The organism is Bacillus sp. EB106-04-04-XG123 (genome assembly GCF_058791855.1).
Genome location: NZ_JBYTDZ010000003.1, coordinates 304,236 through 319,130 on the forward strand (window position 1 = coordinate 304,236; position 14,895 = coordinate 319,130).

A 14,895-nucleotide genomic window follows, 5' to 3' on the forward strand; every position below is an offset into this window, starting at 1 on the left:
GTTTCCATTCACTTTTGTGAAATGATGAACTTTTTTTACTTTCCCCATTATAATCAAAAAAAGAAGGAGATGTTAAGTCTCCTTCCCTTTTTTCTTTATAATATTTTTTGTAAGAAGTCTTGCGCACGCTGTGAAGATGGTGATTCAAAAAATTGTACAGGGTTTGCATCCTCTACAATTTTCCCGTCATCCATAAAGATCACACGGTCAGCCACTTCTTTTGCAAAGCCCATTTCATGTGTGACGATGACGAGTGTCATTCCAGATTGAGCCAGCTCTTTCATGACCTCTAATACTTCCTTGACCATTTCTGGATCTAGGGCAGACGTTGGTTCGTCAAACAGCATAATGTCTGGTGTCATTGCAAGCGCACGTGCAATCGCCACACGCTGCTTTTGACCGCCGGACAAACGGTTCGGGAAATCATCTTTTTTCTCTAAAAGCCCTACCTTTTTGAGCAGATCTTCAGCTTGCTTGATGCTGTCTTCCTTCGATTGATTCTTCACATTCATTGGCGCATACGTGATATTTTCCAGCACGGTTTTATGCGGGAACAGATGGAAATGCTGAAATACCATTCCGATGTTCTCACGCACTTTTAGTGCATTCGTTTTTGGATTGGTAATCTCGGTGTCCTTAATCGTAATGACACCAGAAGTCGGCTTTTCAAGTAAGTTGATGCAGCGGAGGAAGGTCGATTTTCCTGAACCAGATGGTCCAATAACGGCAACAACTTCCCCTTCTTTAATGGTCGTGTCGATCCCCTTTAAAACTTCGTTTTTACCAAAAGATTTTGTGAGTTTCTCTATTTTAATCATTTGATTTTAACTTCCTTTCCACCGATTTGCCGACAAAGGTGAGAACGAGCACGATGACATAATAGATAAGACCCGCAAAAATAAGCGGTTCAAGATAATTATACGTGACGGCCCCAGCTTGATAGGCTCGTCTCATGACATCACCCAGTCCGATGACTGTTACAATCGCTGATTCTTTTGTCAGTGTAATCGTTTCATTCACAAGTGCAGGTGAAATATTTTTAAACGCCTGCGGAAGCAATAAGTCCTTCATCATTTTAGCATAAGGGATGCCTAAAGCAACGGCTGCTTCTTTTTGACCTTTATCAATGGCATTAATACCCGCACGAATAATTTCAGATACGTAAGCCGCCGAGTTAAGTGAAAATGCCGCTACAGCAGCCCAGTATTGATCGATTTGGAACCCAAGAAGCTGAGGCAGACCAAAATAAATAATGAGTAATTGAAGCACAAGCGGTGTGCCTCGGAAAATTGACGTATAAAAGTCTGCAAGCCAAATGAGCGGTTTAAACACACTAATTTTACAAAGAGTTAATAAAATTCCTAAGATAAATCCAAGGAAAAGGGATACCACTACAATAGAAAGCGTGACCTTAAGCCCTTCTAGAATAAAGGGCATCTGAGGTATTACATCTTTAAAATCAAACATGACATTCTCCTTTTTTTTGCCTTCATACAAAACAGGAAAAAAGTTCAACACGAGTTGAACTTTTCAGCGCTTTTCTACTTGATTTTCTTGAATGACGCTGATCCTTTTCCTGACTTACTTTTCATCAGCAAACCATTTTTTAATTAATTTATCAAGTTCACCATTATCTTTCATTTCATTTAATGATTTATTAAACTTCGCTGTTAAGTCGCTATTTTTCTTGAATGCAATGGCTGAACCTTCGTTTGAGCTGTTCAATCCAAATGCTTGGAAGTCTTTTTCCTTTTTCAAGTAACCAGCAGCTACTTTATCTTCAATAATTGCTGCATCAAAACGGCCTGCTTTAATCTCTTGAATGATATCAGAAATTTTATTACGGTCTTCAACTGTAAGGTTATATTTCTTTTGCAATCCATTTGCTTCATCTTGTTGAATAGAACCTAATTGAACGCCGACTGTTTTGTCTTTTAAATCTTTCTCTGCTTTAATACCGCTAGATTTCTTTGATACAACCAAGTTTTTAGCATTGTAATAAACATCAGAGAAATCAACTTGCTTTTTACGTTTTTCTGTAGGTGTCATTCCTGCAAGGACAATATCAGCTTTGTTTGTTTTAAGGGCTGATACAAGGCTAGCAAAGTCCATATCTTGAATTTCTAGCTTGTAGCCGTTCTTTTTCGCTAGTGCTGTTGCAAGATCTACATCAAAACCGACAATTTTATCTCCGTCTTTTGATTCAAATGGCGGATAATCTGCTGATGTCGCCATCACGAGTGTCTTGTCATCTCCTGATGCGTTTGAATTATTAGAAGAAGTTCCGCATGCTGCGAGTGCAGCTGCAAGACCAGCTGTCATAAGTAATAATAACCACTTTTTCATATGATGATGCCTCCCAGTATTTAAAATCATGTATTGATTTGAATATTTATTCACTATAATGTATTTTAAACACTTTCTTTTTAAGATGCAATAGTATTTTGCTAAAATTATTTTGATTCTATTGTCTTATAAAACAAAAAGCAGACCGATCTAAAGACCGGACTGCTTTATATTTATTCATTCAAAAGTCATATGTTAGATTTCTTCGCAATGCTCATCAAAAGCAGCTTGTAGTTTTGACACGACTTCCATTGGCTCGTGCCCTTCAATTTCATGACGCTCGACCATTTTGATGATTTTTCCATCTTTTAATAAGGCAAAGGATGGTGAAGATGGCGGGAAGCCTTCAAAGTATTCACGAGCTCTTGCTGTTGCCTCTTTGTCCTGCCCAGCAAACACTGTCAGCAATTGATCTGGACGCTTATCGTAATGAACAGAATAGCCGGCAGCTGGTCTTGCAATACCGCCTGCACAGCCGCATACTGAATTCACCATGACAAGTGCCGTTCCTTTTTTAGTCAGTGCTTCGTCTACTTCTACAGCTGACGTGAGCTCAGTGTAGCCTGCCTGCTTAATTTCTTCTCTCGCTTGTTTTACAATATCATTCATAAATAAATTAAAATCAATATTCATGTCCGTCCACTCCTTTAGCGTACCATAACCATTTTAACTCCATCATAACAAGGAAAACGCCTGCGGGCAAATGTGTTGTCTTATCCATCGCCTCTTTTTCCGAACATCGTTTATGAGCTGTCAAATTGGGGAAAAGTGATGATAAAGAGATGAAAGGGAGAACTGCGTGATGGCACAATTCAAAAAAGCGATGCTCATTTATAATGGAAATGCTGGACAAAAAAACATGGAAAAAACACTCGGTCAAACAGTGCCTCTTCTTTCTCTACATATTGATGAACTCATTCTTAAACCAACAAAACAGCCAAATGATGCTTATGATTTCTGCCGTCATATTGATGAGACGGTGGAATTGCTCATCATATTAGGCGGAGATGGAACCGTGCATGAATGTATGAACGGTATTGGCGGCTTAGAAAAAAGGCCCGCTGTAGCGATATTACCAGGCGGGACATGCAATGATTTTTCTAGAACGCTTGGTATTCCTCAACAGATGCAAAAAGCCGCTCAAATGATTGTAGACGGCAAAGAGACAAAGGTCGACTTAATCAAAGCAGAGGATCGATACGTATTGAACTTTTGGGGAATTGGGCTGATCGCAGACACGTCCAACAACATTAACGACAAGGAAAAAGCCGTACTCGGTAAAATCAGCTACTTCACAAGTGCCCTGCGCACACTGCAGCAAACAGATCCTTTTCACGTAAGGATTGAGACCGAAGAGGAAAGCTGGGAAGAGGAAGCTGTCATCGTTCTTGTCATGAATGGACATTTTATCGGTACAAATAAAATTGATTTGCCTAATGCATCCATTGATGATGGAAAAGCTGAAATCTTAATTTGCAGAAATACAAGTTTCTCTGCTTTAAAAGAAATCTTCTCAATGAACCGGGAAGAGCTGGAGGATTTCACCGGCGATCTGTCTCTCATTCAAGCGTCCAGTATTCGTATCCACACAAAAGAGGAAATGGATGCTGATACGGATGGTGAGGTTTATATGAAGGCTCCCTCTTCTTTAGAAGTGTTAAAACAGCATTTGACCTTTATTGTTCCAGCAGAATAAAAAAATGCCCGACATCATTTTGATTCGGGCTTTTTTTTGATATAGCGTCTGTATAAATATTCAAGTGCATATCCGAGAAGTGTACCAGCGAGAAGTGATATTCCTAAAAAGCTATTGGCTGCTCCTTTAAACCCACCGACAATCAGCAGACAGTACACGATTTGAATGATTGAAACGATCGATATGATAAGCAGTAATCGTTCAGGATGATTGCGTGATTTAGAAATGTACCGCAGAAAAGCGAACGCAATCGCTGTGATAAACATGAGACCAATCGTTAGAAAAGCAAAAAAATCTAGTCCAGACATATCATCGCTCCTTTCTCCTAGATGTGGAAATCCCCCTCTCATGCCGGGAGGGGGAAAATGATTGTTTTAATAAACAGATGTCTGCTCGTCGATGCCTTCAAGGATTTGTTTAATTCGCTGAAGGAATCTGCCGCATACAAGACCGTCTAGTACTCTGTGATCTAATGAAAGACAAAGATTGACCATGTCTCTTGCCGCAATCATTCCGTTTACTATCATTGGACGCTTCACGATCGATTCTACTTGTAAAATCGCCGCTTGCGGATAATTAATGATTCCCATTGATTGTACTGAACCAAATGATCCCGTGTTGTTGACAGTGAATGTACCGCCTTCCATATCACTTTGCTTGAGCGTTCCTTGTCTCACCTTAGACGCCAGCTCATGAATTTCTTTGGCGATGCCCTTAATGGTCTTTTCATCCGCATCCTTAATGACTGGAACAAAAAGAGCGTCATCTGTAGCGACAGCAATCGAAACATTGATCGCTTTCTTCTGCACAATTTTATCTCCAGCCCACATGCTGTTCATTTCAGGGAATTCCTTTAAGGCCTGAGCCACTGCTTTGACAAAGAACGCAAAGAACGTCAAGTTAAAGCCTTCTTTTGCTTTAAACTGATCCTTCAGCTGATTTCTTCTTGTCACTAGATTTGTCACATCGACTTCCATCATCGTCCATGCATGCGGAATTTCATGTTTGCTTCTCAGCATATTGGCCGCAATTGCCTGCCGGATCGGCGTGACTGGCAGCTCAACATCACCAGGCATGGAAGGGATGGCAGGAGCCGCTTTTGCGTGAGATGGCTGCGCAGGCTCCGGTTGAACAGCACGTTCATTGACAGGTGCTGTCTTCTCTTTAACGCCGCCGTTTTCAATGAGCTGCAGCAAATCTTTTCTAGTAATTCGGCCGCCTGCTCCCGTACCTTGAACAGCTGTTAAATCAATGCCATGCTCATCTGCTAAACGAAGAACGGCTGGAGAGTAACGTTTCTTTTGACTTTGATTCTCATTTGTTTGATCTGCTTCAGGCGCTTTGCTTTGCTCAGGTGCTGCTTCTTTTTTCTCGCTCTGCTGCTCGCTTCCTTCAACTTCAATTTCACAGAACACTTCTCCTACTTGCAGCGTTTCGCCTTCCTCAGCCGATAGTTTTGTAATCGTTCCTGTAAAAGAAGACGGGACTTCTGCGTTCACTTTATCCGTCATGACTTCCGCAATCGGATCATATTTATTCACATGATCGCCAGGTGAAACGAGCCATTTGCTAATGGTTCCTTCTGTTACACTTTCACCTAGCTGAGGCATTTTCATTTGTTCAATTGCCACTTTGAAACCCTCCTCTTTCTTAAAACGCCGCTAGCTCTCTCATTTCAGCTTCTACCTTATCCGGGTTGACCATGAAGAATTTCTCCATTGTCGGCGCATAAGGCATTGCCGGAATATCTGGCCCTGCCAGGCGTTTGATTGGTGCGTCTAAATCAAATAAGCAATGCTCTGAAATGATTGCCGCAACCTCACTCATGATGCTGCCTTCTTTTGTATCTTCCGTTAACAGAAGCACTTTCCCTGTTTTAGAAGCCGCTTCTATAATCGCTTCCTGATCAAGCGGGTACACTGTTCTCAAATCGAGAATATGAGCGGAAATGCCGTCTTTTGCAAGGCGGTCTGCTGCTTGCAGCGCAAAATGCACACAAAGGCCATATGTAATGACCGTAATATCATCGCCTTCACGTTTCACATCTGCTTTTCCAATCGGAAGAGTGTAATCCTCTTCAGGCACTTCTCCCTTAATAAGGCGGTATGCACGTTTATGTTCAAAGAACAATACAGGATCTGGATCACGCACTGCAGCCTTTAAAAGACCTTTGACATCATAAGGTGTAGAAGGCATCACAATCTTCAAACCAGGCTGGTTAGCAAAAATCGCTTCGACCGATTGTGAATGATAAAGTGCCCCGTGCACTCCGCCTCCGTATGGTGCGCGGATGACCATTGGACAGCTCCAATCATTATTTGATCGGTATCTAATTTTTGCAGCCTCTGAAATGATTTGGTTGATTGCAGGCATAATGAAATCCGCAAATTGCATTTCTGCAATTGGGCGCATTCCATACATCGCTGCCCCAATACCTACACCAGCAATGGCTGATTCTGCAAGAGGTGTATCCATGACGCGCGCTTCTCCAAATTGCTCGTAAAGACCCGCTGTCGCTTTAAATACGCCGCCTTTTTTCCCGACATCCTCTCCGAGCACAAACACTTTCGGATCTCGTTCCATTTCTTCTTTCATCGCCAGTGTAATGGCGTCTATATATGACATAACAGGCATTTTTCTTCCCCCTTACTCCGCATACACGTAACGAAGTGCGCTTTCTGCCTCAGCATAAGCTGCGTTTTCCGCTTCATCAGTGGCTTCGTTTACGATTTGCATGATTTCTTTTGTCATCTCTTCTTTCATTTCAGAAGTCATGACGTTTCCTTCGATTAAATACGTTTCATATTGGATGAGCGGATCTTTCTTTCTTGCTTCGAGCACTTCTTCTTTTTCTCGATAGCTTGAGTCATCGTCATCACTTGAATGCGCAGTTAAACGGTAAGAGATTGTTTCAATCAATGTCGGGCCTTCGCCTCTAGCCGCACGGTCTCTCGCTTCTTTGACAGCGGCATATACTTCAAGCGGATCATTTCCATCTACAGTTACGCCAGGCATCCCATATCCAATCGCACGATCTGAAATGCGTTCACAGGCCACTTGTTTGTCATATGGCACGGAAATCGCGTACTTATTGTTTTCACACATGAAAATAACAGGCAGTTTATGCACAGCAGCGAAGTTAGCACCTTCGTGAAAATCTCCTTGGTTTGATGAGCCTTCACCGAACGTGACAAAACTGACAAAGTTTTTCTGCTCTAATCGTCCAGCAAGGGCAATTCCCACCGCGTGAGGAACCTGCGTTGTTACAGGTGAAGATCCGGTCACAATTCGATTTGCTTTTTGTCCAAAATGCCCCGGCATTTGTCTTCCGCCTGAGTTTGGATCGTCTTGTTTTGCGAAACCAGACATCATTAAATCTTTTGCTGTCATCCCAAAAGCAAGGACAACTCCCATATCACGGTAGTAAGGTAAGACGTAATCTTCTTCTCTATTAAGGGCAAATGCAGCACCGACTTGCTGCGCTTCCTGCCCTTGACAAGAAATGACGAATGGAATTTTCCCTGAACGGTTTAAAAGCCACATCCGTTCATCGATTTTTCTTGCTAGAAGCATTGTTCTATATATATCAATTGCTTGTTCATCTGATAATCCTAATTCCTGATGACGCATGTTACTCATCATGTTTCCCTCCTTGATTAAAAATGGATCGCCTTCCCGTCAACAGCAAGGGCTGCCTCGCCAATCGCCTCTGATAAGGTCGGATGCGGGTGTATCGTCTGTCCCACTTCCCATGGGGTTGCATCAAGTACTTTGGCTAATCCAGCTTCAGATATCATATCTGTTACATGAGGACCAATCATATGAATTCCTAAAATATCATCTGTCTTTTGATCGGCAATGATTTTGACGAATCCATCAGACTCCCCGTACACAAGCGCTTTTCCAATCGCCATAAATGGGAATTTCCCTATTTTGACTTCAAAGCCCTGCTCTTTTGCCGCCTGTTCAGTGAGTCCTACACTAGCAGTTTCTGGGTGAGAGTAAACACATTTAGATACGAGCGTTTCATCGAGCGGCTTTGGATCTTTCCCAGCCATATGTTCAACAGCAATCATACCTTCGTGAGAAGCGACATGTGCCAGCTGAAGCCCGCCGATGACATCTCCTATTGCGTAAATATGCGATTCTTTCGTTTGATAATGTTCATTCACGACAATGCCTTGTTTTTCGGTTTGGATGTCCGTGTTTTCAAGACCTATGCCTTCGATATTAGGTACTCTGCCGACTGAAAGAAGGAGTTTTTCCGCTTCGAACGTCTGAATGTCTAGATCCTTTTCCGCTTGAATTGTCACGAGATTTTCCTGCTTTTCTACGCTATCTGGCAGTACCTTCGCATTTGTCACAAAGGTGATGCCTTTTTTAGATAATAGCTTTTCCATTTCTTTAGAAATGTCATGATCCTCTGTTGGTAAAATGCGGTCTGCAAACTCAATCACAGTGACGTTCACACCAAAATCATTGAGCATAGACGCCCACTCGATTCCGATCACTCCGCCTCCGACAATGAGCATCGACTGCGGAAGCTCTGGCAATTCAAGTGCATCATCTGATGTGAGGATGTGTGTTCCATCTGCTTCAAGCCCTGGCAGCACCCGCGGTCTTGAGCCTGTTGCGATGATGACCTGCTTTGGAATAAGCATCTCATTTTCCTCTCCATTTGCCATTTCTACGGAGATCGTTCCTGGCATTGGCGAAAAGATAGATGGGCCAAGAATACGGCCAATTCCTTCATATACATCAATTTTCCCTTGTTTCATTAAGTGTTTGACGCCGCCTGCTAGCTTTTCGACAATCTCAGTTTTTCTTTTTTGCACACTCGCAAATTGCAAGGCAATGCCGCCTGCCTCAACACCAAAATCAGCTGCGCGTTTGACGGTTTGATATACTTCTGCACTTCTGAGCAGCGCTTTAGACGGAATGCAGCCTTTATGAAGACATGTTCCGCCGAGCTTTTCTTTTTCTACAACTGCTGTTTTCAATCCAAGCTGTGAGGCACGAATGGCTGCTACATAGCCGCCTGTGCCTCCACCAAGAATGACGAGGTCATATTCAGTTGCCATGACTTGTCACTCCTTTCTTTTCCTGTTGATCATTTGGGTATTCTTTCGGTGATTCTTCTTCTTTTAAAATACGAAGCGCACCTTCCGCTAACGATTGCAGCTCATTTTCACCTGGATACACGACAACATCTGAAATCCAGTCAATATAGCCGCGAATACTTGATGTAATTTGTTTGCTGTACGCAAGTCCGCCTGTTAATACAATGACGTCAACTGCTCCTTTTAAAACAGCGCTAGCCGCACCAATTTCCTTGGCAATTTGATAGCACATTGCTTCATAAATGAGCGCCGCACGCTCATCACCTGCTTCAATCATGCGTTCCACTTTTACAGCGTCTGTCGTGCCAAGATAGCCCGCTAGCCCGCCTTCACCAATAATGCGTTTGAGCATTTCCTCTTGGGTATACTCACCCGAAAAACAAAGATTTACAAGATCACCTGTCGGCAAGGTTCCCGCACGCTCAGGACTGAAAGGACCTTCGCCATGCAGACCATTATTCACATCGATGACTTTCCCTTTTTCATGAACACCAATGGTGATACCGCCGCCCATATGAGTAATAATCATGTTTAAATCTTCGTAACTTTTTCCAAAAGAAGCCGCTGTTTTTCTTGCGACCGCTTTTTGATTTAATGCATGAAAGATGCTTTTTCTTTCGATCGTTGGCAGCCCTGAAATACGAGCAATTGGCTTTAGTTCATCCACCACAACTGGATCGACAATAAAAGCTGGGATATTCAGGCCAAGTGCGATTTCTCTCGCGATGATTCCGCCGAGATTAGATGCATGCTGGCCGGCATATCCTTCTTTTAGATCTTTCACCATTTGCTCATTGACTTCATATGTGCCTCCTTCAATCGGACGAAGGAGACCGCCACGCGCGCACACTGCATCAAACTTTGAGATATTCATCCCCTGTTCATGCAGTGTTTTCAAAATAGTTTCTTTGCGGAAAGAAAATTGATCAATGATATGAGGAAACGACTTTAATTCCTCATCAGTATGTCTAAGTGTCGTTTCAAAAATAGAACGTTCATTATGAAACACACCAATTTTTGTTGAAGTAGAGCCAGGATTAATCGTGAGAATACGCCATTCTTTTGTCAGCAAAAACAAAACCTCCGTTTCAACTCATTCTTCCAATTAGCGACGACTTAAAATATGTTGACCATTTTGCAAGAATTGACTTCTTGATTTGCGCATTCTTTCAATTCGCTCTTCAGCCAATCGGTCTGCCGCTTTATAAGTTGGAATGGCATCACGGTTTGAAATTTCAATCACACGTTCAATATTTTGATAAATGCCTTCGACTTTTTTCATCGCACGATCTGCATTATAGCCATAAAGCTCATCAGCCACGTTAATCACACCGCCTGCATTGATCACATAGTCAGGAGCATATACAATCCCCATTTCATGGATAAGGTCTCCGTGATGCGTTTCTCTTAGCTGGTTATTTGCAGCACCTGCAATCACTTTTGCTTTTAACTTTGGAATGGTTACATCGTTAATGGTTGCACCAAGTGCGCACGGTGCATAAATATCACATGCTTGATCATAAATATCGTCAGGATCGACTGCTTTTGCGCCGAAGTCTTCAACAGCTCGCTTGACAGAGTCTTTGTTGATATCTGTGACAATAAGCTGTGCGCCTTCTTCGTGCAGATGTTTACACAGATTGTAGGCCACATTTCCAACACCTTGGACAGCAATTGTTTTTCCTTCTAATGAATCTGTACCGAAAGCAGCTTTGGCAGCGGCTTTCATCCCTTTATATACACCGTAAGCAGTGACTGGAGACGGATTTCCGGATGAACCAAATGCAGGAGAGATCCCTGTGACAAAATCGGTTTCTTCATGAATGAGATCCATATCTTCTACCGTTGTACCGACATCTTCCGCTGTAATATAGCGGCCATTCAGCCCTTGAATGTAACGACCAAAGGCACGGAACATTTCTTCGTTTTTGTCTTTTCTCGGGTCACCGATGATCACTGTTTTTCCGCCGCCAAGATTAAGTCCTGCTGCCGCGTTTTTATAAGTCATTCCTCTTGCTAGACGCAGTGCATCCTCAATAGCTGCTTCTTCGTTTTCATACGTCCACATTCTCGTTCCGCCTAGTGCAGGCCCAAGTGTTGTATCATGAATCGCAATAATCGCTTTTAAGCCAGACTGCTCATCCTGACAAAATACAAGCTGCTCATAATCGTATCGTTCCATATATTTAAAAAGTTCCATTGTGTTATTCCTCCTATTACTTCCGCTTAATTTGATGTACAGATGGCAAGCGCAATTGAATAAAGCTTACTTTCAGCTGAATCAGACCGGCTTGTTAAAGCAATCGGCGCCTTGGCTCCTGCCACCACAGCTCCCACCTTCGCATGTGCAAAGTAGATGAGAGATTTATAAAGAATGTTTCCTGCCTCAATTGTTGGCACAAGCAAAATATCTGCATGGCCGGCTACATCACTCGTAATATTTTTATGAGAAGCTGCCGTTTGAGAGATAGCATTATCTAAAGCAAGAGGCCCATCAATCAGGCATCCAGAAATTTGCCCCCGCCGATTCATTTGCGCAAGACTTGCCGCAGTTAAAGTTGAATCCATTGCCGGATTCACGACCTCGACCGCAGAGAGCACTGCAACCTTTGGCATGTCGTTTCCGACAGCTTGTGCTACTTGAACAGAATTGATCGTAATCTCTTTCAGCATATTTAAATCGGGCGCGATGTTCATCGCAGAATCTGTGACATAAATAAAGCGGTCAAAGCCCGGTACTTCGAATGCTGCGACATGTGATAAGACACTTGCTGTCCTGAGCCCATATTCTTTATTCAGTACCGCTTTTAAAAGAACGGCTGTCGGGACATGCCCCTTCATCAAAATATCTGCATGCTTCTCGCTCACTGCCTGCACGGCTATTTTGGCAGATTCTTCGGGAGAATCTGAATGAATAATATCTATCCAGTCCTCATCGATTTCATGCTGTTTCACTAGCTCCTTCAGGTTGCGTTTGTTCCCAACCAGGAGAAAGCGAGCGACCTTTCGCTTAATTGCCATCTTGATGGCATGAAGCACTTCTTCGTCTTCTGCATGAGCCACAGCCGCCGTTTTATTCTGCAGCTGGGCGGCTTTCATAATCAGATCGTCAAGCTTCATATATGCCCACCTTTCCTTGTGCTCGGTTCATGCTTTATATGCAAGTTCCGTGCCAGTTTGAAATGCAGTAAAATGAGGTAGTTTGCATGACATTCGTGCAATCTTTTGCAGATTACATGCATTTTATTGCATGCTATCTTTTGCAAGTTGATATTTATCCATTTTATAGTAAAGGTTCCGTATGCTGATCCCTAACGTTTTCGCTGTTTTCGTGCGATTGAATTGATGCTTTTCAAGGGTTTGTTTAATCAGCTGCGCTTCAAATGCCTCAACAGCATCTGAAAGCGTCTCTCCCTCAAATTGACTGACAGCCAGTTCCTGCTGCTCTTTTTCTTCCTGATCTTCAGACTCCATGAAAGAAATATGCCCCTCATCAATCCATTCTTCTTGCGGGTTTAAAAAGATCATGGCTCGTCCAAGTACATTTTCAAGCTCTCTTACGTTTCCAGGCCACTTATATGATCGCAGTCTATGAAGCGCCTGTTCTGTTAACCCGCGCACGTTCCGTCCATAGTCTAAATTGATCTTTTGGATGAGACGTTTGCTTAACGAATCAATATCCTCAAGGCGCTGCCTTAGCGGCGGGATAGAGATCGGGTATCTGTTCATGCGATAATATAAGTCCTCTCTGAACTTTCCTTCCGCCATCGCTTTTTCAATATTGACATTTGTCGCCGTGATCACACGAACATCGACTGGTATGGCCTTTGTTCCGCCTACTCTTACAATTTCTTTCTCCTGCATGACGCGCAGCAGCTTCGCCTGTGTACTTGGCGTCATCTCACCAATTTCATCTAAGAAAATGCTGCCTTGATTCGCCTCTTCAAACAGTCCTTTTTTCCCGCCGCGCCTTGCACCAGAAAACGCTCCTTCTTCATAGCCAAAAAGCTCTGACTCTAAAAGGGTCTCAGATAAGGCTGCACAGTTGACCCGTACAAAGCGATTATATTTCCGGTCACTTTCATTGTGAATGGCGTGCGCAAACAGCTCTTTTCCAGTACCTGATTCTCCCCGGAGTAAAATGGTGGCTGGCGTTTTTGCGCCTAGCTTTGCCTGCTCAAGTGCCACAAGCATTTGCTCACTTTCTCCAATGATGTCTTCAAATGTGTACTTTGCTTCAAGTGTCCGGATAAGCTGCCTTGCTTTATTTAGTTCATTCGTGAGTGATTGAATTTCTGATACGTCATGAATGACGCCGACACTGCCTTTTAAGATGCCATCAACGATGACTGGCGCTACGTTGACGATCACATCTTTTTTATTCGGCCCGACTTTCATTCTGACGCCTCGGACCGGTCTTCTTGTTTCAAGCACCTTCAAATGCATGCTTTCTCCTTCAGAAATATCTGCACCTGCAGGTTTCCCCACAACTTCTTTATCTGTTAATCCAGTCATTTTCGTATAAGCTCGGTTAATCAAAATCCCTTTTCCCTGCTCATCAACAACCGATATGGCTTCATCTGACGATTGAATGATCGCCTCCAGCATGGTTCGCACTTCTTTAAGGTTCGTTACTTCCTCCGCAAGCTCAACGGCATCTGTAATATCTTTAAAGATGGATAAAGCACCTAGCATTCTCCCCGCGTCATCAATAATTGGCAAACGCGTTGTGACAATTTGTATTTGCTGGTTCAGAAATTGTTTTTGATTAAATTCTGGCTCTCTCGATCTTAAAATGTCGGGAAGTTTTGTGTTTGGGATCACTTCTCGTATGTCGCGGCCAATCGCATCTTTTTGCGAACATCCAACCATTTTGGCCGCTGATCGATTAAACAGGACGACTTCTTCGTCCATGTTTATAAAAATCATCCCATCGTTCGTTGCATTAAAAATGCGGTCATGCTTATAGGTTTGTTCCTTTAATATTTGAATTAGCTGTTGTTTTTCTGACATTAATTCTGATATGACGTAAGCCATTGAACTTGGAACAATGACAGCATGCTCCGGCTTTTCTTCCATCAGCTCTTTCAGCACTGCTGAACTGCCCGTTGTTTCAATGATGATATCAATGTCATCTTTTATGTATTCTTTCCAATCCGTTGTCGTATCAATTCCATTCTTTTTCGCTTCTGCCATCCCCGGTGCCTCAAGATCAAGGTCGGCGATCGCAATGATTTGAATCATATTTGTTTTCAGCAATGTTTCTAGCAATGCTGATCCACCCTGTCCTGCACCGACAATCAAGACTCTCTGCATCCCGTTACCCCTTTATATGAAAAAATTTGCACACTATATTTTTCCGTTGCAAAAAATTGCACAACTCTTATATTACCACGTTTTCCTTTCTTGACAAAATATTTTTTGAATTAGACAATGGAAGTAAATGACGTTTAAGGGGACATTTGATGGGGAGAATACTTGCACTAGTGATTATTTTAATACCTGGCGCGCTTGCTGCACTTGGGATTAAGCTGCTGCGTGACACTGTTTTCGGCATCATCATTGCACCATTTCCATTTTTATGGCTGCAAGGAATTGCAGGGTTGTTATTTTTAGGGGGAGGGCTTTATGTAGTGGCTGGCTTTATTTTATATAGAGACCGTAAACGAAATAAAGTGACTGCTCGCTTTAAGCAGAGATAAAACGTGAAAAAAGACCCGCTGATGATAGCAG

The 14,895-nt window shown here is 42.8% G+C and carries 15 protein-coding genes; 2 read left to right on the top strand and 13 right to left on the bottom strand.

Going from position 1 to position 14,895, the window contains the following annotated elements; translation table 11 throughout:
* Positions 1-95: 95 nt before the first annotated feature.
* From artM to AC3WTB_RS12070, 4 genes are all read right to left on the bottom strand, one after another.
* A complete protein-coding gene (gene artM, locus AC3WTB_RS12055) occupies positions 96-818 on the bottom strand; it encodes an arginine ABC transporter ATP-binding protein ArtM (RefSeq protein WP_034280282.1) in 723 nt (240 codons plus the stop codon).
* Entirely contained in the window at positions 811-1,467 is a 657-nt protein-coding gene (gene artQ / locus AC3WTB_RS12060) for an arginine ABC transporter permease ArtQ (RefSeq protein WP_041086093.1), read from the bottom strand. The genes artM and artQ overlap by 8 nt, the downstream gene beginning before the upstream one ends.
* 114 nt (positions 1,468-1,581) lie before the next feature.
* Entirely contained in the window at positions 1,582-2,346 is a 765-nt protein-coding gene (locus tag AC3WTB_RS12065; protein ID WP_041086095.1) for a transporter substrate-binding domain-containing protein, read from the bottom strand.
* A gap of 195 nt (positions 2,347-2,541) precedes the next feature.
* On the bottom strand, positions 2,542-2,979 hold the full coding sequence (locus AC3WTB_RS12070; RefSeq protein ID WP_492333767.1) for a BrxA/BrxB family bacilliredoxin: 438 nt from the start codon (positions 2,977-2,979) through the stop codon (positions 2,542-2,544).
* A 169-nt stretch (positions 2,980-3,148) separates the two neighbouring features.
* On the opposite strand from AC3WTB_RS12070, the gene AC3WTB_RS12075 reads away from it, so the two are divergent.
* Positions 3,149-4,042 carry a YegS/Rv2252/BmrU family lipid kinase gene (locus tag AC3WTB_RS12075; RefSeq protein WP_107163383.1) on the top strand — a complete coding sequence of 298 codons (894 nt, stop codon included), beginning with the start codon at positions 3,149-3,151 and terminating at the stop codon, positions 4,040-4,042.
* A 14-nt stretch (positions 4,043-4,056) separates the two neighbouring features.
* Here the strand turns inward: AC3WTB_RS12075 and AC3WTB_RS12080 are convergent, their stop codons facing one another.
* From AC3WTB_RS12080 to AC3WTB_RS12120, 9 genes are all read right to left on the bottom strand, one after another.
* The gene (locus AC3WTB_RS12080; protein ID WP_039179818.1) at positions 4,057-4,350 is read right to left on the bottom strand and encodes a YesK family protein; all 294 of its coding nucleotides are present in this window, start codon (positions 4,348-4,350) and stop codon (positions 4,057-4,059) included.
* 66 nt (positions 4,351-4,416) lie between these two features.
* A complete protein-coding gene (locus AC3WTB_RS12085; RefSeq protein WP_338591643.1) occupies positions 4,417-5,673 on the bottom strand; it encodes a dihydrolipoamide acetyltransferase family protein in 1,257 nt (418 codons plus the stop codon).
* Between the two features lie 19 nt (positions 5,674-5,692).
* Positions 5,693-6,676 (bottom strand): alpha-ketoacid dehydrogenase subunit beta, encoded by a 984-nt coding sequence (locus AC3WTB_RS12090; RefSeq protein ID WP_024422925.1) that lies wholly within the window; start codon positions 6,674-6,676, stop codon positions 5,693-5,695.
* 12 nt (positions 6,677-6,688) lie between these two features.
* Complete coding sequence (locus AC3WTB_RS12095) at positions 6,689-7,681, bottom strand: thiamine pyrophosphate-dependent dehydrogenase E1 component subunit alpha (RefSeq protein ID WP_039179824.1); 993 nt, start codon at positions 7,679-7,681, stop codon at positions 6,689-6,691.
* A 17-nt stretch (positions 7,682-7,698) separates the two neighbouring features.
* A complete protein-coding gene (gene lpdA, locus AC3WTB_RS12100; protein ID WP_492333768.1) occupies positions 7,699-9,123 on the bottom strand; it encodes a dihydrolipoyl dehydrogenase in 1,425 nt (474 codons plus the stop codon).
* Complete coding sequence (gene buk, locus AC3WTB_RS12105; protein ID WP_039179830.1) at positions 9,113-10,234, bottom strand: butyrate kinase; 1,122 nt, start codon at positions 10,232-10,234, stop codon at positions 9,113-9,115. Before buk ends, lpdA begins: the two co-directional genes overlap by 11 nt.
* 33 nt (positions 10,235-10,267) lie before the next feature.
* The gene (gene bcd / locus AC3WTB_RS12110) at positions 10,268-11,362 is read right to left on the bottom strand and encodes a branched-chain amino acid dehydrogenase (protein WP_003215658.1); all 1,095 of its coding nucleotides are present in this window, start codon (positions 11,360-11,362) and stop codon (positions 10,268-10,270) included.
* 26 nt (positions 11,363-11,388) lie between these two features.
* On the bottom strand, positions 11,389-12,282 hold the full coding sequence (gene yqiS, locus AC3WTB_RS12115; protein WP_047202267.1) for a phosphate butyryltransferase: 894 nt from the start codon (positions 12,280-12,282) through the stop codon (positions 11,389-11,391).
* Between the two features lie 123 nt (positions 12,283-12,405).
* Positions 12,406-14,478, bottom strand: coding sequence for a sigma-54 interaction domain-containing protein (locus AC3WTB_RS12120; protein WP_047202268.1), 2,073 nt, complete (start codon positions 14,476-14,478; stop codon positions 12,406-12,408).
* Positions 14,479-14,627: 149 nt separating this feature from the next.
* Here AC3WTB_RS12120 and AC3WTB_RS12125 point away from each other — a divergent pair, with 149 nt between their 5' ends.
* Positions 14,628-14,864, top strand: coding sequence for a DUF2627 domain-containing protein (locus tag AC3WTB_RS12125; RefSeq protein ID WP_039179838.1), 237 nt, complete (start codon positions 14,628-14,630; stop codon positions 14,862-14,864).
* Positions 14,865-14,895: the final 31 nt, after the last annotated feature.